An 18,788-nucleotide genomic window follows, 5' to 3' on the forward strand; every position below is an offset into this window, starting at 1 on the left:
ATGGGGACCACTCCCCATTGGCGGATGGGGCGGGGTGCGGTTGACTCTTGGTATCGGCCCGGTCGGGTCGGGTTTCTTTATCTAACGGAGGTGTGGACGATGGCCGATTTCGGTGCGTCTTACGGAGAGATGGAGCAGGTTGCGTCGTCGCTGTCGCAGGCTCGTGATGACATTCAGGGCCAGCTGGACACGCTGAAGTCGCAGGTCGACACTCTTCTGGGTGATGACTTCAAGACGCAGCACGCGTCGGGCAAGTTCGGTGAGGGTTATGGCGAACTCACCACGGGTCTGAAGAATGCGGTCGATGGCATCAACGACATGTCTGAGGCTCTCCTCGGCATGATGCGTGCGATCCAGGACCTCGACCAGCAGCTCGCCGGCGGCTGATCCGTCGCGCACAGCTTCTTCTCGAGAGGGTCGGCCTGAGGGCCGGCCCTCTCTGTCGTTGCCGGGCGGGGTGACAGGGTGCCTCCGTTCTGGACGGACGTCCCATGGGGCATGGGGAGAGGGTTTGTCAAGTGGGGACCACTCCCCATTGGCGGATGGGGCGGGGTGCGGTTGACTCTTGGTATCGGCCCGGTCGGGTCGGGTTTCTTTATCTAACGGAGGTGTGGACGATGGCCGATTTCGGTGCGTCTTACGGAGAGATGGAGCAGGTTGCGTCGTCGCTGTCGCAGGCTCGTGATGACATTCAGGGCCAGCTGGACACGCTGAAGTCGCAGGTCGACACTCTTCTGGGTGATGACTTCAAGACGCAGCACGCGTCGGGCAAGTTCGGTGAGGGTTATGGCGAACTCACCACGGGTCTGAAGAATGCGGTCGATGGCATCAACGACATGTCTGAGGCTCTCCTCGGCATGATGCGTGCGATCCAGGACCTCGACCAGCAGCTCGCCGGCGGCTGATCCGCAGGACGGCGATGAGGGCGGGTGCCATGACGGCATCCGCCCTCATCGGGCTCCGGGCCGCAGGCTCCGGAGATCGACAGCGTGGGTTTCGCGGATGAGTGTCAGGGAGGGCACACGTGGGCAAGGACATCGACATCCCGATGAGCGACCTCGAGTCGCTCGACCGGGCACTGCGCAACATCATCACCGAGTTCGAGAACGCCGGTGGACGTGCCGACCAGCTGCAGGCGTGGATCGGGCGTCCCCACGGGGAGAGCGCGCTGCGCGATGAGATCGACCGTTTCGAGAGCGCGTGGAACGACAAGCGCGACACGTTGAAAGAAGACGTCGCGGCCGTTCAGGAGCAGGTCGCGGCGGTCGCGCAGGCGTGGGCGGACTTCGATTCCGAGGCCGCCGCGAGCATGGACAACACGACACGCACCCCGCAGGTAGAGAGCTGAGAGCGACGTGGACCGGACACCGAGCAAGAACTACGAGATCCTCGAGATCGAGGGAAGCGCCTTCGACATCGAGCGCCGCGGGATCGAGATCGAGACCCTCGGCGACGAGATGGTCGCCGCGGCAGACCTCCTCGACCGCATCAACCTCGGTGCGCAGTGCCGAGGCAAGAGCCTCGACGCCATCAAAGACAAGGTCGGCGACATGACCGGCGACCTCCGCACCGCCGGAGAGCGCTACAGGCCCAGCGGAACCGCGATCCTCCAGTACGGTCGCGCGCTCGACGGCGTGCAATCCTCCCTTCGTGCGCTCATGCCCGACCTCGAAGAGGCGTGGCGCGAGTACGAATCGGTGCGGAGCGATTTCTCGAGCGACTCGCAGCTTCCGGAGCCGGAGGAAGGTGCGACCGACACCCGCACGAACGAGGGCGACGTCGACACCGCGCGCGAAGACTGGGAAGCCCTCGCCCTCCGGTACGAGGGCGTGTACGACACCTGGTGGAGCGCCTACGACGACGCTCGACAGGGAGTGAAGGACGCCAACGACGACGGTGTCGAGGACGGATGGCTCGACAATGCGATGCCGTTCCTCGAGGTCTTGGGCGACATCCTCTCCTACGCGGGCATCGTGCTCGCCATCGCCGCCTGCATCATCGGCGGTCCCTTCATCCTCGCCGCAGCCCTGGTCGGCCTCGCCGCACTCGCGGTGACCTGCCTCAAAGTGGCGGGCGGTCGCGGCACGGGTGTCGACATCCTCGTCGCCGCCATCGGCGTCTTCCCCTTCGGCAAGGCGTTCTCCGCGTTCAAGGCCGTGCGTGCGGCCAGTGGCGCCGGCCGGTTCAGCGAACTCGGCCAGGGCCTGCTGTCCATGGGCGGCGATGTCGTCGGAGCAGGATGGCGTAACGGCTCCCGCATCACCAGCGTTCTCGCCGACGGCCGTACCGCGCGTGTCTTCCACGATGCGGCGAGCACGCAGCTGAACAAGAACGGCAGCCGCGTCCTGCGGCAGTTCTTCAACGGGATCGACGGCCCGTCGATCGGCTCCCGTCTGCTCCGCGGCAACGAGGGGGCGATGACGCAGAACTTCACCGACGCGACATCCGCCCTGTCCGCGACGGCGCAGAGCAATCTGCGCCAGTTCCTCGGGCGCAACCCGAACGGGAGCCTGCTCTCCGACGGCGGCAACGCCGCGCTCGACTTCGCCGACAACCTCGGCAAGAGCGGCGCGGGCTTCGCGTACGACCGGGCCACCGGCGGCTGGGGCATCGGCGGCTGGGGCAACGGCTGATGCCGTCGACGGTGGAGATCACCCTCGACGACCGCTGGTTCCTGCCCATCCCCGGTGACGGTGACATCGCGCAGTGGGCGCGGGAGGCGGCGAGCACGCGGCAGCGCGAGCCCGACCTGGACGACGACGTCGACCAGGTGATCGCGGCCCTCGTCGGCTTCAGCGAGTTCGCCGACCCCGACGCGGCGGCCAACCTCCTGTTCTGTCCGGAAGGGCTCCCCGGACGCGCGATCGTCTCCGTCTTCGCCGGTCGCACCGACCTGTCGTCCCTCGACGATCTCGAGGACGACGCTCCCGCGGCGCTGCCGCGACAGGTGCTGCCGTTCGCCGACGACGACCCGGCCGTCGCTCGCACCGTGAGCACCGTCCGGCAGCTGCCCGACGGTGGCGTCCTCGGCGTCCTCCAGCTGCAGCGGCTGCACGAGGGAGTGCTCATCGAGACCGTCGCGATGAGCCCGAGCCTGCACCACCTCGGACTGGGGCTGCCCTGGTTCGAAGAACTCACATCTCGCGTCACCGTCGTCTCCGACGACGCTCGTCCGGAGGGGACCCATGTCCAGTCTGCGTAGCGAGATCCTCGGGCTCCCCGACGGCTCGCCCGCCTTCCGACTCCTGCTCCCCGAGGGCTGGACGGCGAACAAGATCTCCGAGGAGACCGCGGAGTCGTTCGAGGAGCAGGCGCGCGCGGTCTTCATGCGGGCCGGCCGCCCCGACCTCGACGGCGCCTTCGCGAGCATGATGCGACGCGGGATGCGGGACCTCGAGCGCTCCGGCGCGAGATACGTCCTCCTTCCCGGGGCATCGTCGGACGGCACGGTCCCCCCGATCTCCCTGATCGTGTCCGTCGTCTCCGGCGAGGGTGGAGCGACTCTCGACGGCTGGGTGTCCGCCCGCTTCCGCGAGGGTGCGCAGATGCTCGACGAAGGCGGCCGCATCGTCCACTGGCGCGCGCGGAAGCCCGGCACCGAGACCGGTGTCGAACAGGTCCAGTCCTCGTACGTCATCCCGATGCCCGAGACGAACCGCACCAAGGCGCTCATGCTGACCGGAACCGTCATGGTCGACGCCGATGCCACCGACGACGCCGACATCATCGTCGCGGGAGGCGCCGTCTTCGATGCGATCGCAGCCACGGTGACGTGGATGGCGCCCGTCGACACGTCTCCCGTGCGCTGATGGCGAGGCCGGTGCAGATCGTCGGAGACCACGGCGACGTCGCGCGGATCGTCGAGGCCGCCGTCGAGACCGTCCCCGCGGCGACCCGACGGGACTGGTTGTTCGACGTCGGAGGTGTCGTCACCACCCGGAGGCGGCCTGCGGCGGGCAGTCCGGCCGGGCGTCCCGATCGCCGCGGAGCGGCTGTCACCGCGCCGCAGGCACCGCATCCGACGGGATGGTGGGTGCTGGTCGTGGCCGCGGTCGCCGCGGTCTTCGCCGGGGCGACGGTCCTCCTTCCTCCGCGCAACGAGGGCAATCAAGACCCCGTCCTGGCGATGGCCGTCGCCGTGCCGGCCATCGTTCTCGGCGCCATCGCGCTCGTCGTCGTGACGGCGATCCGGCTTCCGGAACGTGCGAAGGGCAACATGACGGCGATCGGGTGTGCGGCGATCGCCCTGATCGCCGTGCTCGCCGGAGCGGTGTTCGCCGGCATCCGACGAGACATCCTTCTCGACGCGGCAGGCGCCGCCGCCTACACCGCATGGTGGATCGCGGCGATCGTCGCGGCTGCTGCCGCCGTGGGCCTCATCGTGCGGGTGCATCGGGCGCGTCCGGCATCGCCACCCGCCCCGCGCCGCACGCCCCAGGCGGACCCCGCGAGGGATGCCGCGCAGACGGCGGGCGCGGCCGCTCAGCGGAACCCGTACGGAGCGGAGCTCCGCACCCGGTGGCGGGCCGCGCTCGAGGGCCTCGCCCTGGACGACCCGCAGACGGCGGCTCAGGCCGAGAAGCTCGGGCCCTACGCGTACGTCGTCTGGGCCTACTACGACGGCGCGATCTCCCTGCCTGCCGTCGACGACCTGCTGTCGCGGAAGTGACCGATCACCGGGGCGGATGTCAAGAGGGGAGTCCTCTCCATCGACCATCCCCGCTCCGCTGGATAGCCTGACCACAGACAGAGAAACCCGTCACCGACGGGTTCACCGGGGAGGAGAAGTCGATGACGGATGCCGTCTGGATCAACTTTTCGACGCTGCAGCACACGAGCACGCGGCTGGAGAACATCGTCGGCGAGCTGGAGGATGCGGGCGATCTCGCCGACGAGCTCGCCGACGCGATCGGCTCGCCCTACGGCAAGGGCGCCCTCTCCGACAAGGTGAGCGACTTCGAGGGCCGCTGGAACGATCGGCGCAGCGACCTCGTGCGCGACATCACGAAGATCCAGGAGCACGTCCAGGGCGTGCTCGACGGATTCAAGGACTGGGATGCCGAGACGGCGGCCGAGATGGACATCGACGCCTCGGGCACGACGGATGCGACCCGCCCGAGCGCGGTCTGACAGCGGGGGAGACCATGGAGAGTTCACCGGCAGGACGCACGATCGAGAACCTCGAGGGAGAGGCATCCGTCATCAAGCGACGGGGCCTTCGCATCGAGTCCATCGGTCGCCAGATGATCTCGAGCGCCGATGTGCTCGAGCAGCTCGTCAGCGAGGGCGACGATCAGCGAGGCAAAGCGATCGAGAAGATCCGCGAGATCGTCGGCGACACCCACCAGGAACTCCGTCGCGCGGGACGCATGTACGAGCCCACCGGGCCCGTCATCCACACGTACGGGGTCGCCGTCGAGGAGTGCAAGCCCCGCATCCGCGCCGCCGTCGACGCGAGCGTGGAAGCGTGGATCCGTTACGACTCCGCACCAGGCCAGCGCTTCGAGCGCTTCGGACCGCCGCCGATCCTCGAGGACGCCGCCGAGCAGCAAGCCGAGGACGACGAGCAGAAGCGCGAGCTGTACGACGAGTGGGTGATCGAGGCGCGCGCGTTCGACCGTGAGTACGACACGTGGGAGGACGCATTCGACACCGCCGTCGACGGCATCGGCGACGTGCTCGACGGATCGATCGAAGACGGCTTCTGGGACAACGTCGACGGTGTCGTCGCGGTCGTCCTGCAGGTGCTCAGCGTCGTATCGATCATCGTCGCGATCGCCGGAATCATCATCGGCGGGCCGATCTTCGCTCTCATCGGCGCGGTCATCGGCGTCGCGACCCTGCTGCTCACCGCGTACCAGGTGCTGCGCGACGACGCGGGCATGGAGCAGCTGGTGATCGCCATCATCGGGGTGATCCCGTTCGGCAAGGTCGGCTCCCTGTTCCAGGGCAAGCCGGGCCTCGTCGCCTTCGGATCGGAGATGGTCACCGCGTTCCGGCCGTCGGCATGGTCGGCCGCGGCGGGCCAGGTGCGGTCGCTCTCGAGCGTGGCGACCTTGAGCGGCGGGGGCCTCCCCGGTCTCATGAACGCCGGCCGAGGGCTCTACACGATGAACAACCCCGCCGGTTTCGCCGACGCGATGACCCGGTTCATGTTCGGCAAGAACACGGTCGAGCTCACCGAGCTCGCCGGATCGGTGGCAGGATCGGCGAACGGGTGGTGCAACTCCACCGTGCTGTCGGCGGCGTGGGAAGGGACCTACATGATGGCTTCGGGCGCATGGGGTGTCGTCGACAACATCTCGTCGTGGACGGGCAACTCCGGCAACAAGTCGAGCGCGGCGATGCCGTGGATCGGAGCCTTCCTGTGACCGACCTCGCCGATGTGGATGCCGCGGCGCTCCCGACCGGGCCCACGATGCCCGAGGGGTGGGCGGCCGGGATGTGGCGGCTCACCGGTCACAGCGACGTCGGTGGATGGCTGCTGATCCCCGCCGCGGTGGACGACCCCGCGGCATGGGTCGAGGCGCAGCGATCCGAGATGCGCGCCGCGTGGGGCGAGGGGTGGGAGGACGAGTGGGCCGACGTGATCAGCGGCCTTCTCGCGGCCGGTCTCGAGGCGCGACCTGAAGACGCCGCGCTCGCCTTCCAGCTGTGGCCCGTGCCCGGTCCGCTCGTCGCACAGGTGAGTGCCTCTTTCGGCGCTCGTCCCGATGTCCTCCCGAGCGTGCTCGATGACGGCCAGCTGTACCGCACCGAGCGGCTCGGCGACGGCGTCCTCCTCGTTCGCACCGTCGACGACGAGGCGACCGGTATCCGGCTGTTCGGCACGGACATCCTGTTCGCCTCCGACGACGCGGTGGTTCTGGTCCGCCTCGAGCCGACCCTTCCGGAGCTCCACGCCATGCTGATCAGTCAGTTCCACGCCTTCGTCCACACGCTGCAGTTCGTGGGCCCCGACGGCACTCCGGTACGAGCGACCGCGCCCGAGGGCATGCTCGCCGCGCGATCCGACGCCGACTGGTCCGAGACCGCAGGAGCACGATGACATTTCCGCACGCCAGCGCCCAGGAATGGGCGGAAGATCACTCGCTCGCCGCCGATGTGCGATTCGGGCGACTCGAATCGATCGCCTTCCAGCGGCATCCCGACATCTTCCGGTGGTTCGGCGTCGACGGGGCGTCGGCCGCCGAACGCGTGTCGCGACCCGCACCGACGGCTCCCGGTCGGATCCTGGTGTGGCTGACCGCCGTCGCCGCCATCATCGGCATCATCGCGCCGATCGGCGCCGTGGCCGCGCTCGGCGGTGACCGCTTCAACTTCTTCCGGATGGATGCCGAGAGCTCCGTGCCCCTGGCCGGGGTGCTCTTCATCGTCGCGGCGCTGACGCAGGCGGTCGTCCTGGTCCTGTGGGCGGTCCGCGGGGCGCGATGGGATCCCCTCGTCACCGCGATCGTCGTCGTGGCACTGATCTTCTCGGGCTTCGGGCTCTTCGCGATGCCGAACAGCGCGGCCTACGACGGTTTCACCGGGTGGCAGGTCTGGTATCCGGCGGTGATCGCCTCGTTCGTCATCTCCCTCGTGTCGACCATCGCGATGTTCGTGCGGTTCCGGGTGCGGACTCCGGAGAAGGTCGCCGAGTCCGCGCCCACTCCGGCTGCGGGGGAGTCGTTGTCCTCGGCGGGAGCGGCCATCGACGCCCTGCCGACGGCCGAGCGCGACGCGATCCGGACCGATCGCGACAACGCACTCGAGATCCTCCACTCCCGAGGCATCATCGACGAGGCGATCCTCGAACGCGCGCTCGCGCACGACCTCGGCACCCTCTTCCTGCTCGACGACGCGACCTCTGGAGGTCCCCGATGACAGACCGCGACGACCTCCAGCCCGGACTCGAGCGGGTGAGCCTGCGCGCGCAGCTCGGCGGCCGCACCGACCCGTCCTTCGCGCTCGCGCTGCCGACCGGCTGGGTGCGCCGTGATGCCACGGCGGCCGAGGAGGAGAAGCTGACCGGCGAGGTGCGCCGGCGCCTTCTCGAGGCGCACCGCCCCGACCTCTTCGCCCGCATCCGTCCGATGCTCCAGGACGCGTTCACGCAGATGGCCGATGCCTCGGTCATCGCCTTCTTCGCCCCGGCGAGCGGCGACGACACCGCACTCGCGCTGCCCGCATCGCTCGTCGCGTCGCTGCGCACGCCCACGACCCCGGGGGACACCCTCGACTCGCTCGTGCAGGCCCTGATCCGTCAGGAGGGCGCGACGCCGCTCCTCGGCGACAAGCGGTTCCTCCGCTTCGAGCGCGACACCCGACAGGTGTTCGAGGACGCGCCGGTGCGGGTGACGCAGGTCGTCTACCTCACGCCGATCCCCGGGACCGGGCGACGCCGGGGGCTTCAGCTGACGGCATCCGTCATCCGTCCCGACGACGCTCCCGCCGACGACCGTCCGAACGTGCTCGTGAAGGGCCTGCTGGACATGTGCGTCTCGTCGCTGGAGTGGCGTGTGGAGCCCGCCGTCGTCTGAGCTGAGCTGAGCTGCACGGTGCAGGCCGCCGGGCCCGCGGGTGGGCCGTGACCTTCCGCTGTCGTGTCCGATTTCCGCGAGTCGGTGTCGGCGGCCCGTGACAGGCTGGAGGCATGACGATCGCGGCGATGACGTTCGACGAGCGGTACCGCGCGATCGACGCGCGCGACCGCCGCTTCGACGGTCAGTTCGTCACCGCCGTGCGCTCCACCGGCATCTACTGCCGGCCGAGCTGTCCGGCACGGACGCCTAAGGCCGCGAACGTGACCTTCTACCCGACGAGCGCCGCGGCGCACGAAGCCGGGTACCGCGCCTGCAAGCGCTGCCTGCCCGAGGCGACCCCGGGGTCGCCGGAATGGAACATCCGCAGCGACGTCGCCGCTCGGGCGATGCGCCTCATCGCCGACGGCGTGGTCGATCGCGAGGGCGTCCCCGGGCTCGCGGCGCGTCTCGGATACTCCTCGCGCCATCTGACCCGCCTTCTCGCCACCGAACTGGGTGCCGGGCCGCTCGCCTTGGCCCGCGCCCACCGCGCACACACCGCCCGGGCGCTGCTGGTCGACACCGACCTCCCGATCGCAGATGTGGCCTTCGGCGCGGGCTTCGCCAGCATCCGACAGTTCAACGACACGATGAGCGAGGTCTTCGCCGCACCTCCCGGGCAGCTCCGCGCGAGCAGGAGAGCGGGGCAGCGGCCGGCGGGGCGCATCGACCTCGTGCTCCCTGTTCGCGAGCCCTTCGACGCGGTAGGGCTGTTCGGCTGGATGCGGGCTCACGCGATCCCGGGGGTCGAATCCGGCGACGAACGGTCGTTCTCCCGGGTGATCCGGCTCGCCGGCGGACCGGCCTGGTTCGAGGTGCGGCAGGACGACGCCGGGCGGGTGCGCCTCCGCGCCGAGCTCGCGGCACTGTCCGATCTGTCGACCCTCATCGCGCGCGTGCGGCGTCTGTTCGACCTCGACGCCGATCCGCTCGCGATCGACGAAGCGCTCGCCGGGCATCCCGAGCTCGCGCCGCTCGTCGCCCGCATCCCCGGGGTACGTCTCCCGGCCGCGATGGACGCCGACGAGATGCTGATCCGCGCGATGATCGGCCAGCAGATCAGCGTCGCCTCCGCACGCACCGTGATGGGGCGACTCGCCGCCGAACTCGGCGAGGTCGTGCCGACGTCGGCGGGCAGCGCGACGCTCTTCCCGACGCCGGAGGCGATCGCCGAGCGCGGGGGCGACGTGCTCCGGGGGCCGGGCGCGCGCATCAGGGCGATCGTCGGCGCAGCGACCGCCCTCGCCGGCGGCACCCTCCGGCTCTCGCTGGGTGATGACACGCACGAGCAGCGAGCGGCCCTCCTGGCGCTGCCGGGCATCGGGCCGTGGACCGCCGATTACGTGCGGATGCGAGTGCTGGGCGACCCCGACGTGCTGCTGCCCGGCGACGTGGCCGCGCGCGCCGGCGCCGCAGCAGCCGGCATCCCCTCGGCCCCTGCCGACCTCGTCTCATGGGCGGAACGCGTCTCGCCATGGCGCAGCTACGTCATGGCGCACCTCTGGTACGCCGCGCCCGTCACCCAATCCTGGCGGGAGAGCCCGCCGAACCCGGCCGATCCGACCCCGAGCCCTGCAGATCCGACCCCGAGGAGCCGACCATGACCGCGGTCATCCAGACCATCGCCACGCCCGACGGCCCCTTCACGATCCTCGAGGCCGACGACGGGCACGTGCTGTCCTCCGGATGGAGCGACGACCGTGACGCCATCGTCGCGAGGCTTCGCCCGGCCGCCCGACCGGATGGCATCCGGCTCGGGGAGGCCCAGGCGGCCCCGGCGGTCGCGTCCTTCTACGCGGGAGATCTGTCGGCGATCGACGCCGTGCCCGTGCGCCAGTCGGGCAGCGTGCTGCAGCTCGCGGGGTGGTCCGCGCTCCGTCGGATCCTCCCGGGGCAGCCGCTCACCTACACCGAGTTCGCCGACGCCCTCGGGTCGCCTCGGGCGGTGCGCGCCGCGGCATCCATCTGCGCCCGGAACGCCCCCGCGCTGTTCGTCCCCTGTCACCGGGTGCTCCGCACCGGGGGAGCGCTCGGCGGGTTCGCGTGGGGCGTCGAGGTCAAGCGCAGTCTGCTCGCCCGCGAAGCCGCCCGCTGAGCAGTCCGATATCCAGAAAGCGCTTGCACACAGCGAACCCACAGGGATACTCTGGAAGGCTCCCGCGCACGATGCGGGCGCCACGTCCGGCCCCATCAAGGAGGAAGCCATGTACCCGGAGATCATCATCACGGAGTCCGTCGCCGACCTTGCCGCCGGACGCCCCGCCCGACAGGGGTAGTGCCGCGCGGAAGGTTCCCGCGCTCTTCCACGTTCTCCCTCCGTGGGCCGTTCCGGTCCCGTTCTCCCGCGCCCTGCTGCGCTCCTCGCCGCCTCGGCATCCGCTCCCCACCTCTGCAGGAACATGACTTCATCGACGCGTCCCCGTCTGTCCACCGCCCGCTCGCTCGCCCGGCTCATCCCGTTCGCGCGCCCCGTGCTGCCCCGCCTCGGCCTCGGTGCCCTCAGCGCCCTGGTCGCCAGCCTCCTCGGCCTGAGCATCCCGCTCGTCCTCGAGCGGATCGTCGGCGAGAACGGCCCGATCGCCTCGGGTGAACCCTGGCTCATCGCGCTCGGCGCCGGTGTCGTGCTCGTCCTCGGCCTGCTCGAGGCGCTCATGGTCTGGGCGCGCCGGTGGTTCGTCCTCGCACCGGCCACGGCTGTCGAATACGAGCTGCGCACCGACTTCTTCTCGCGCCTGCAGCGCCTGCCGGTGTCGTTCCACGACCGGTGGCAGTCGGGGCAGCTGCTGAGCCGCATGATGCAGGACATCAGCCTCATCCGCCGCTGGCTCGCCTTCGGTGTCGTGCTGCTCGTCGTCAACGCGATCACGATCGTCGTCGGGTCGGCCATCCTGTTCAGCTGGCACTGGCTGCTCGGCACGATCTTCGTCGTCGTCTCGGCGCCGCTGTGGATCGCGGGCTACATCTTCGAGAACCGCTACGGCGCGCTGTCGCGCCAGAGCCAGGACCAGGCGGGCGACCTCGCGACCTCCGTCGAGGAGTCGGTGCACGGCATCCGTGTCCTCAAGGCGTTCGGACGCGGCGCGCACGCGCTGAAGAAGTTCACCCGCCAGGCCGAGACCCTCCGCGAGACCGAGATCAACAAGGCCCGCGCGGTGGGCTGGATCTGGTTCTGGCTGGTGCTCCTTCCCGACATCGCCTTCGCGCTGTGCCTCGGTGCCGGCATCTTCCTCGCCCAGGCCGGCGAGATCGACACCGCGGCCCTGATCGCCTTCTTCGCGATGGCGACCATCCTGCGGTGGCCGGTCGAGTCGATCGGCTTCCTGTTCTCCTTCCTCGTCGACGCGCGGACGGCGACCGACCGCCTCTTCGAGGTGTTCGACGAGCAGAACACGATCGTCGACCCCGCCGAGCCGGTCACGATCGACAGCCCCCGGGGCGAGCTCGTCTTCGAGGACGCCCACTTCCGGTATCAGGATGCCGCGGACTCCGAGCCCGATCTGCTCGACGGCATCGATCTCGCCCTCCGCCCGGGCGAGACGATGGCGCTCGTCGGGCTCACCGGCTCGGGCAAGACCACCCTGACGACCCTTCCCGGCCGGCTCTACGACGTCACCGGCGGGCGCGTGCTGCTCGATGGCGTCGACATCCGCAACCTGTCGCTGCGCGATCTGCGTCGCCACATCGGCATGGCCTTCGAAGATGCGACGCTCTTCTCGCAGACCGTGCGCGAGAACGTCCTCCTCGGACGCGAAGACCTCGAGCGTGGCAGCGAGGAGGCCGAGCGCGTGCTTCGCGAAGCGCTCGACGTCGCCCAGGCCGGGTTCGTCGAAGACCTGCCGAACGGCGTGGACACCGTCATCGGCGAAGAGGGGCTCAGCCTGTCGGGCGGCCAGCGCCAGCGTCTCGCCCTCGCTCGCGCCGTCGCGGCGCGACCGGCCGTGCTGGTGCTCGACGATCCGCTGTCCGCGCTCGACGTCGACACCGAGGCGCTCGTCGAAGATGCGCTCCGCCTGGTCATGGCCGAGACCACCGCGCTCATCGTCGCTCACCGCCCCTCGACGGTCACCCTGGCCGACCGGGTCGCCCTGCTGCAGGACGGCCGGGTCACCGCCGTCGGCACCCACTCGGAGCTGCTCCGCACCAACGAGCACTACCGACACGTCATCTCGAGCCTCGAAGACGAGGAAGAACGTCAGCACCAGAGGGAGGTGTCCCTGTGAGCACCGTCACCGGGACCAGCGGCGAGGACCGCTCCGATTACACCCGCGACGAAAGCCGTGAGATCCGCCGACGCTCGCTGCGCCTGCTCGGCTCGCTCGTCACGCCGCTGCGCATGCAGCTCGTGCTCGCCGCGATCGTGCTCGTCATCTCGACCGCGATGCGCGTCGCCGGTCCGGCGCTCGTCGGCTGGGGCATCGCCAACGCACTCCCCGCGATCCAGCAGGAAGCCGATTGGATGCCGACGATCATCGTCGTCATCGTCTTCCTCGTCACGGCGATCGGCGGCGCAGCCCTCATCGGCTGGTACGCGGTCGTCGCCGCGCGGCTGACGCAGGCCGTGATGTTCGACCTGCGCAAGCGCATCTTCCTGCACACGCAGCGACTGAGCCTCGAGTTCCACGAGTCGTACACGTCGGGCCGCATCATCTCGCGCCAGACGAGCGACCTGGACACGATCCGCGAACTCCTCGACGGCGGGTTGAACGAGCTCGTCTCGGGCCTCCTCTACGGCGGGTTCACCCTGATCGCGCTGATGCTGCTCGACTGGCAGTCGGGCCTCATCCTCGCCGCGATGGGCCTCCCGCTCTTCTTCCTGATGCGCTGGTTCTACCTCCGCTCGCAGGTCGTCTACCGCGAGTCGCGCGTCATCAGCGCGAAGGTCATCGTGAAGTTCGTCGAGTCGATGACCGGCATCCGCGCGGTGAAGGCGTTCCGCAAGGAGCCGGCCAACGACGCGGAGTTCGGCGCCCTGTCGAGTGACTACCGCGACGTGAACATGCGGTCGATCCGCCTGTTCGGCACGTTCGAGCCGGGGATGATGGCGGTCTCGTCGCTCGCGCTCGCGCTCGTCGTGTTCTGGGGCGGCTTCCGGGTCGTCGACGGCACACTCGCCCTCGGGTTCCTGTTGTCGGCGGTCCTGTACGTGCGCAACTTCTTCGCGCCCATGCAGGAGGTGGCGTTCTTCCTGAACTCCTACCAGTCGGCGACAGCGGCCCTCGAGAAGGTGTCGGGAGTGCTCGAGGAATCGCCCACGGTTCCCGACCCCACCGACCCCGTCGACCTGCGCGAGGCGCGTGGTCACCTCCGGTTCGAGGACGTCACCTTCGGGTACTCCGACGACCGGACGATCCTGCCCGACTTCGCGCTCGACATCCCCGCCGGGCAGACGATCGCGCTCGTCGGGACCACGGGTGCGGGCAAGTCGACGCTCGCGAAGCTGATCGCGCGCTTCTACGACCCCACCCGGGGCAGGCTGACGCTCGACGACGTCGACCTCCGGCAGCTGCATCCGAAGGACCTGCGACGGGCGATCGTCATGGTCACCCAGGAGGCGTACCTGTTCAGCGGGACGGTCGCCGACAACATCGCGCTCGGCAAGCCCGACGCGACGATGGCCGAGATCGAGGCCTCCGCCCGCGCCGTCGGCGCGCACGCCTTCATCGAGAAGCTGCCCGACGGCTACGCCACCGACGTCAACAAGCGCGGGGGACGCGTGTCTGCGGGGCAGCGCCAGCTGATCTCGTTCGCGCGCGCCTTCCTCGCCGACCCGGCGGTGCTGATCCTCGACGAGGCGACGGCGTCGCTCGACATCCCCAGCGAACGTCAGATCCAGGAGGCGCTCAGCACCCTTCTCGCCGACCGGACCGCGATCATCATCGCGCACCGTCTGTCGACGGTCGCGATCGCCGACCGGGTGCTCGTCATGGAGCACGGGCGCATCATCGAGGACGACACCCCTGCCGCCCTCATCGCCGGCACCGGCAAGTTCTCCCAGCTGCACCGGGCCTGGCGCGAATCGCTGGTCTGACCGCCATCACGACGGATGCCGGGACCGAGCCATGTGCTCGGGTCCCGGCATCCGTCGTATCGGGCGCGGTGTCAGGTCAGCCGGTGACCTCGGCCAGGGAGACCTCGAACGTCTCCGACCGTCCCTCCGGCGTGGTCACCGTGACCTGCCGGTCGCCCTGCCCTCCCGAGAAAACCCGCAGCTGCAGGCCGTCGAGGTAGTCGTAGTCGGGGCGGTCGGTGCGAGCGCCCCACGGGATGACCGCCCCGGCCCGGGCGTACAGGGGCAGGGAGAACACGTCATGCTGCTCCCGCCGCCAGCGGCCCCCCTCGACGGTCTCGCCGGTGAGCAGGTGCGTCCAGGTGCCCTCGGGCAGGTAGACGTCGACCGTGCCGTCGGGTGACATCACCGGCGCGACCAGCAGCTCCCCGCCGAGCATGAACTGGCGGTCGAGGTGGAGGACGGCCGGATCGTCGGGGAACTCCAGCTGCATCGGACGGAACACCGGCACACCCGTGGCGGCAGCGTCGATCCCCACCTGGTAGAGGTACGGCATGAGCCGCATCTTCAGGTGGGTGAAGCGGCGGGTGACCTCCACGGCCTCCTCATCGAAGTTCCACGGCACCCGGTACGAGCTCGATCCGTGGAAGCGGCTGTGCGTGCTGAGCAGGCCGAAGGCCGTCCAGCGCTTGTAGACGGTCGGGTCGGGCGTTCCCTCGAACCCGCCGATGTCGTGACTCCAGTGGGCGAAGCCGCTGAACGCGAGTGACAGCCCGCCGCGGAGGGTCTCGGCCATCGAGGGGAAGGTCGAGGTGTTGTCGCCACCCCAGTGGACGGGCATCTGCTGTCCGCCCGCCGTGGCCGACCGGGCGAAGAGCACGGCATCGCCCTCACCGCGCGCGGCGACGAGGACGTCATGGACGGCGCGGTTGTAGAGCTGGGTGTAGAGGTTGTGCATCCGCTCCGGGTCGGACCCGTCGGCCCACACCACGTCGACCGGGATCCGCTCGCCGAAGTCGGTCTTGAAGCAGTCGACGCCCTGGTCGATCAGCGTCTGCAGCTTGCTCTGGTACCAGGAGGTGGCGTCGGGATTCGTGAAGTCGACGAGCCCCATGCCCGCCTGCCACTTGTCCCACTGCCACACGTCGCCGTCCGGACGGCGCACGAGGTACCCGGCCGCGGCCGCCTCTGCGAACAGCGGTGACCGCTGCGCGATGTAGGGGTTGATCCACACCGACACCCGCAAGTCCTTCGCATGGAGGCGCTCCAGCATCCCGTCGGGGTCGGGGAAGACGCGGGGGTCCCACTCGAAGTCGCACCAGTTGAACTCGCGCATCCAGAAGCAGTCGAAGTGGAACACCGACACCGGCAGCTCGCGCCGGGCCATCTCCTCGACGAAGCCGGTGACGGTCGCCTCGTCGTAGTCGGTCGTGAAGCTCGTCGACAGCCACAGACCGTACGACCAGGCGGGCACCACGGGCGGCCGTCCGGTGAGGCCGGTGTAGCGCGACAGCACGTCCTTGGGGGTGGGCCCCGCGAACACGAAGTACTCGAGCGCTTCGCCCGACACCGAGAACTGCACGCGCTCGACCGCCTCGGAGCCGACCTCGAACGACACGTGGCCGGGGTCGTTCACGAGCACGCCGTATCCGGCGCTCGAGAGGTAGAAGGGCACGTTCTTGTAGGCCTGCTCGCTGGAGGTGCCGCCGTCGGCGTTCCAGATCTCCACCGTCTGACCGTTCTTCACGAGCGGTCCGAAGCGCTCGCCGAGTCCGTAGACGAGCTCGCCCACTCCGAGGTCGAGCTGCTCGCGGACGTAGCTCGCCGCACGGGGGAGGTCCATGCCGGTCTCGCGCTCTCCGGCGATGCCGGAGTCGACCTGCGCGTCGTCCGCGACACCGAACCAGGCCGGTGCGCGGAAGCCGCTGCCGGTGATGCGCGTGCCGTCGACCTCGAACGCGAGGTCCCACGGGGCGCCCTCGGCGATGCGCGCGGTGAGCCCGCCCGTGACCAGGGTTCCCGCTCCGGCCGTGACGGATGCCTGTCCGGCGCCGCCGGGGACGGCACCGGGCAGGTCGAAACCGCTGTGCCCGCGGCGGCCGGTGTGGCGCTCGATCCGCACGCGCACGACACCGGCCAGCGGAGAGGAGAGGGTGGCCGTCAGCACGGGCCGGTTGAGGGTGTCGCCGCGCGAGGTGATCACGGCCGTCGTCGCCGTGACCACGATCGCCTCGCCGTCGAGCGGGTGGCTGCCGGTCTCGACGTCGTACGCCTCCTGGGCGAACAGAGGGCTGACGCCGGGGCGCAGCTGCCAGAAACCATCGGTGAACTTCATTTGACTGCTCCTGCGGTGATGCCGCGCGTGAGGGTGCGCTGGAAGATGAGGAAGAAGATGAGGGTGGGGATGATGCCGAGAAGCGCCGAGGCGCTCGTCGTGGTGACGTCCATGAGCCGGTCGCCCTGCAGCACGCTGATCGCGACCGGCACGGTCTGGTTGGCGTTGGAGGCGAGGAAGGTGAGCGGGATCAGGAACTCGTTCCAGGTCCAGATGAAGAAGAAGATGAGCAGCACCGAGAGCGTGGGCCGGCTGATGGGGAACACGACCCGCCAAAGGATCTGCCAGCGGCTCGCGCCGTCGAGGGATGCCGCTTCGAGGACCTCCTTGGGGAACGTGCCGTACACGGACGACAGCAGGTAGGTGCCGAACGCCGCCTGGATCACGGTGAAGATGATGATGACGGACCAGACGCTGTCGTAGAGCCCGATCTCCTTGAACATGTAATAGAGCGGGTAGAGCAGCGCCTCCTGGGGGAGCAGGTTCGCCAGCAGGAAGAGCAGGACGATCGATGTGCGCCCCCGCACGCGTCCGATGCCGATGGCGAACGCGTTCAGCATCGAGATCAGGACGGCGAGGACGGCCACGACGCCGGAGATGAGTATCGAGTTCCACACCTTCTCGGGGAAGTTCACCCGTTCCCAGAACTTCTGGATGCCGGTGAAGTCGAGCGCTTCGGGGAAGGCGAGCGGGCCCGAGGTGGCGTAGTCGACGGGCGACTTGAACGAGTTGACGAGCACGAGGTAGAACGGCGCGATCACCGCCAGCGCCCCGATGCCGACGAGGCCGATCACGAGCCAGTCGCGGCCCGTCTTCCGGGTCATCCCGCCGCGCGGGCGCGCGGTGCGTGCCGAGGCGGGAGGAAGCAGCGTGGTCGCCATCACAGGCCCGCCCTTTCTTTGCGTTCGAGGGAGTTCTGCACGCGGACGAACACGATGGACACGATCACGACGACGATCGTGAGGACCGTCGCGATGGTGGCGCCGTAGCCCACGTTCCGCTTGGTGAAGAACTCCTGGTAGGCGTAGTAGGCGGGGACGAGGGTCGCGCCCGCCGGCCCGCCGCGGGTGATGACGTACACCGGGCCGAAGACTTTGAGCGCCGCGATCGTGCACGTGAGTGTCACGACGAAGATCTCGGGTCGGATGATGCTCATCGTGATCGCGGTGAACCGCTGGCCCCAGTTGGCTCCGTCGAGCTCGGCGGCCTCGTACAGCTCGGGGTCGACGCGCTGGAGGGCCGCCATGAACACGACGACGGGATAGCCGATCTGCACCCAGACGAGCACCGCCATCAGCACGAGCAGAGCCGACGGCATCTGACCGAGCCAGTCGACGGGACCGAGCCCGACGGACGCGAGCATCTGGTTGAGGGCGCCGTCTCCGCCGGGGCGCACGATCCAGCCGATCACGATGCCGGCGACGGCGACGGGGAGGATCTGCGGCAGGTAGTAGGTGGCGCGGAGGAAGCTGGCGATGCGACCGCCGAACTTGCGTCCGATGACGTCGAAGAGCGCCGCCGCGACGAACAGTCCGATGAGCGTGGGCAGGACGACCATCGCGAGGACCATCCACACCGAGTTGGCGAACGACGTCCAGAAGTCGTCGTCGGTGAGGATCTTCGCCCAGTTCTCGAGCCCGACGATCTCGGGATCGCCGACGCCGCGCCAGTCGGTGAAGGTGAGGAAGAGGTTCCAGATCAGGGGGACGATGACGATCACCAGGAGCAGCACGAATCCCGGCAGGAGGTACAGCCAGTACCCGGCTGTCCCTTTCCCCCGTTGGGGGATCGAGGGCTCTTCGGGGGGAAGAGCGATGCGCAGTGCGCGCGTGGCGGTGACGGTCATGTCAGGGGCTCCAGGGGTGGGGGAGGGGCGGCGGTG

Annotated in this window: 19 protein-coding genes; 16 read left to right on the forward strand and 3 right to left on the reverse strand. The window is 69.4% G+C overall.

Annotation, left to right across the window (positions count from 1 at the left end; genetic code table 11):
* From ACJJV7_RS01025 to ACJJV7_RS01100, 16 genes are all read left to right on the forward strand, one after another.
* Positions 1 to 387, forward strand: a 387-nt coding sequence (locus tag ACJJV7_RS01025) for a WXG100 family type VII secretion target (protein WP_405373044.1), incomplete at its 5' end; no start/stop codon positions are given.
* 230 nt (positions 388 to 617) lie between these two features.
* A complete protein-coding gene (locus tag ACJJV7_RS01030; RefSeq protein ID WP_405373045.1) occupies positions 618 to 905 on the forward strand; it encodes a WXG100 family type VII secretion target in 288 nt (95 codons plus the stop codon).
* A 119-nt stretch (positions 906 to 1,024) separates the two neighbouring features.
* Positions 1,025 to 1,348 carry a hypothetical protein gene (locus ACJJV7_RS01035; RefSeq protein ID WP_405373046.1) on the forward strand — a complete coding sequence of 108 codons (324 nt, stop codon included), beginning with the start codon at positions 1,025 to 1,027 and terminating at the stop codon, positions 1,346 to 1,348.
* A 7-nt stretch (positions 1,349 to 1,355) separates the two neighbouring features.
* Complete coding sequence (locus ACJJV7_RS01040) at positions 1,356 to 2,633, forward strand: hypothetical protein (protein ID WP_405373047.1); 1,278 nt, start codon at positions 1,356 to 1,358, stop codon at positions 2,631 to 2,633.
* On the forward strand, positions 2,633 to 3,202 hold the full coding sequence (locus ACJJV7_RS01045; RefSeq protein WP_405373048.1) for a hypothetical protein: 570 nt from the start codon (positions 2,633 to 2,635) through the stop codon (positions 3,200 to 3,202). The genes ACJJV7_RS01040 and ACJJV7_RS01045 overlap by 1 nt, the downstream gene beginning before the upstream one ends.
* Positions 3,186 to 3,809: a hypothetical protein gene (locus tag ACJJV7_RS01050; RefSeq protein WP_405373049.1), complete on the forward strand. Its 624-nt coding sequence runs from the start codon at positions 3,186 to 3,188 to the stop codon at positions 3,807 to 3,809. Before ACJJV7_RS01045 ends, ACJJV7_RS01050 begins: the two co-directional genes overlap by 17 nt.
* Entirely contained in the window at positions 3,809 to 4,669 is an 861-nt protein-coding gene (locus tag ACJJV7_RS01055) for a hypothetical protein (protein ID WP_405373050.1), read from the forward strand. Before ACJJV7_RS01050 ends, ACJJV7_RS01055 begins: the two co-directional genes overlap by 1 nt.
* 122 nt (positions 4,670 to 4,791) lie before the next feature.
* Complete coding sequence (locus ACJJV7_RS01060) at positions 4,792 to 5,130, forward strand: hypothetical protein (protein WP_405373051.1); 339 nt, start codon at positions 4,792 to 4,794, stop codon at positions 5,128 to 5,130.
* Positions 5,131 to 5,144: 14 nt separating this feature from the next.
* Positions 5,145 to 6,371: a hypothetical protein gene (locus ACJJV7_RS01065; protein ID WP_405373052.1), complete on the forward strand. Its 1,227-nt coding sequence runs from the start codon at positions 5,145 to 5,147 to the stop codon at positions 6,369 to 6,371.
* Complete coding sequence (locus tag ACJJV7_RS01070; RefSeq protein ID WP_405373053.1) at positions 6,368 to 7,048, forward strand: hypothetical protein; 681 nt, start codon at positions 6,368 to 6,370, stop codon at positions 7,046 to 7,048. Before ACJJV7_RS01065 ends, ACJJV7_RS01070 begins: the two co-directional genes overlap by 4 nt.
* On the forward strand, positions 7,045 to 7,866 hold the full coding sequence (locus tag ACJJV7_RS01075; RefSeq protein ID WP_405373054.1) for a hypothetical protein: 822 nt from the start codon (positions 7,045 to 7,047) through the stop codon (positions 7,864 to 7,866). The genes ACJJV7_RS01070 and ACJJV7_RS01075 overlap by 4 nt, the downstream gene beginning before the upstream one ends.
* Positions 7,863 to 8,522 (forward strand): hypothetical protein, encoded by a 660-nt coding sequence (locus ACJJV7_RS01080; RefSeq protein ID WP_405373055.1) that lies wholly within the window; start codon positions 7,863 to 7,865, stop codon positions 8,520 to 8,522. The genes ACJJV7_RS01075 and ACJJV7_RS01080 overlap by 4 nt, the downstream gene beginning before the upstream one ends.
* Positions 8,523 to 8,635: 113 nt before the next feature.
* On the forward strand, positions 8,636 to 10,168 hold the full coding sequence (locus tag ACJJV7_RS01085) for an AlkA N-terminal domain-containing protein (RefSeq protein ID WP_405373056.1): 1,533 nt from the start codon (positions 8,636 to 8,638) through the stop codon (positions 10,166 to 10,168).
* Positions 10,165 to 10,659 carry a methylated-DNA--[protein]-cysteine S-methyltransferase gene (locus ACJJV7_RS01090; RefSeq protein ID WP_405373057.1) on the forward strand — a complete coding sequence of 165 codons (495 nt, stop codon included), beginning with the start codon at positions 10,165 to 10,167 and terminating at the stop codon, positions 10,657 to 10,659. The genes ACJJV7_RS01085 and ACJJV7_RS01090 overlap by 4 nt, the downstream gene beginning before the upstream one ends.
* A gap of 304 nt (positions 10,660 to 10,963) precedes the next feature.
* Positions 10,964 to 12,784, forward strand: a complete 1,821-nt coding sequence (locus tag ACJJV7_RS01095) for an ABC transporter ATP-binding protein (protein ID WP_405373058.1) — start codon at positions 10,964 to 10,966, stop codon at positions 12,782 to 12,784.
* On the forward strand, positions 12,781 to 14,592 hold the full coding sequence (locus ACJJV7_RS01100; RefSeq protein ID WP_405373059.1) for an ABC transporter ATP-binding protein: 1,812 nt from the start codon (positions 12,781 to 12,783) through the stop codon (positions 14,590 to 14,592). The genes ACJJV7_RS01095 and ACJJV7_RS01100 overlap by 4 nt, the downstream gene beginning before the upstream one ends.
* Positions 14,593 to 14,668: 76 nt before the next feature.
* On the opposite strand, the gene yicI is transcribed toward ACJJV7_RS01100, so the two are convergent.
* The 3 genes from yicI to ACJJV7_RS01115 are packed head-to-tail and all read right to left on the reverse strand — an operon-like array spanning position 14,669 to position 18,752.
* A complete protein-coding gene (gene yicI, locus ACJJV7_RS01105) occupies positions 14,669 to 16,906 on the reverse strand; it encodes an alpha-xylosidase (RefSeq protein WP_405373060.1) in 2,238 nt (745 codons plus the stop codon).
* Positions 16,903 to 17,787, reverse strand: coding sequence for a carbohydrate ABC transporter permease (locus ACJJV7_RS01110; protein WP_405373083.1), 885 nt, complete (start codon positions 17,785 to 17,787; stop codon positions 16,903 to 16,905). The genes yicI and ACJJV7_RS01110 overlap by 4 nt, the downstream gene beginning before the upstream one ends.
* Complete coding sequence (locus ACJJV7_RS01115; protein ID WP_405373061.1) at positions 17,787 to 18,752, reverse strand: carbohydrate ABC transporter permease; 966 nt, start codon at positions 18,750 to 18,752, stop codon at positions 17,787 to 17,789. Before ACJJV7_RS01115 ends, ACJJV7_RS01110 begins: the two co-directional genes overlap by 1 nt.
* Between the last annotated feature and the right edge of the window lie 36 nt (positions 18,753 to 18,788).

It is taken from the genome of Microbacterium sp. Ld4 (assembly GCF_045066555.1).
In the GTDB taxonomy this organism is placed as follows: Bacteria; Actinomycetota; Actinomycetes; order Actinomycetales; family Microbacteriaceae; genus Microbacterium.

Bases quoted from the DNA above. Each gene is read 5' to 3' on its own strand.
- ACJJV7_RS01060 (WP_405373051.1), top strand. From the start codon at position 4,792: ATGACGGATGCCGTCTGGATCAACTTTTCGACGCTGCAGCACACGAGC.
- ACJJV7_RS01075 (WP_405373054.1), top strand. From the start codon at position 7,045: ATGACATTTCCGCACGCCAGCGCCCAGGAATGGGCGGAAGATCACTCG.
- ACJJV7_RS01030 (WP_405373045.1), top strand. From the start codon at position 618: ATGGCCGATTTCGGTGCGTCTTACGGAGAGATGGAGCAGGTTGCGTCG.
- ACJJV7_RS01055 (WP_405373050.1), top strand. From the start codon at position 3,809: ATGGCGAGGCCGGTGCAGATCGTCGGAGACCACGGCGACGTCGCGCGG.
- ACJJV7_RS01115 (WP_405373061.1), bottom strand. From the start codon at position 18,752: ATGACCGTCACCGCCACGCGCGCACTGCGCATCGCTCTTCCCCCCGAA.
- ACJJV7_RS01110 (WP_405373083.1), bottom strand. From the start codon at position 17,787: ATGGCGACCACGCTGCTTCCTCCCGCCTCGGCACGCACCGCGCGCCCG.
- ACJJV7_RS01090 (WP_405373057.1), top strand. From the start codon at position 10,165: ATGACCGCGGTCATCCAGACCATCGCCACGCCCGACGGCCCCTTCACG.
- yicI (WP_405373060.1), bottom strand. From the start codon at position 16,906: ATGAAGTTCACCGATGGTTTCTGGCAGCTGCGCCCCGGCGTCAGCCCT.
- ACJJV7_RS01095 (WP_405373058.1), top strand. From the start codon at position 10,964: ATGACTTCATCGACGCGTCCCCGTCTGTCCACCGCCCGCTCGCTCGCC.
- ACJJV7_RS01080 (WP_405373055.1), top strand. From the start codon at position 7,863: ATGACAGACCGCGACGACCTCCAGCCCGGACTCGAGCGGGTGAGCCTG.
- ACJJV7_RS01050 (WP_405373049.1), top strand. From the start codon at position 3,186: ATGTCCAGTCTGCGTAGCGAGATCCTCGGGCTCCCCGACGGCTCGCCC.
- ACJJV7_RS01065 (WP_405373052.1), top strand. From the start codon at position 5,145: ATGGAGAGTTCACCGGCAGGACGCACGATCGAGAACCTCGAGGGAGAG.
- ACJJV7_RS01085 (WP_405373056.1), top strand. From the start codon at position 8,636: ATGACGATCGCGGCGATGACGTTCGACGAGCGGTACCGCGCGATCGAC.
- ACJJV7_RS01045 (WP_405373048.1), top strand. From the start codon at position 2,633: ATGCCGTCGACGGTGGAGATCACCCTCGACGACCGCTGGTTCCTGCCC.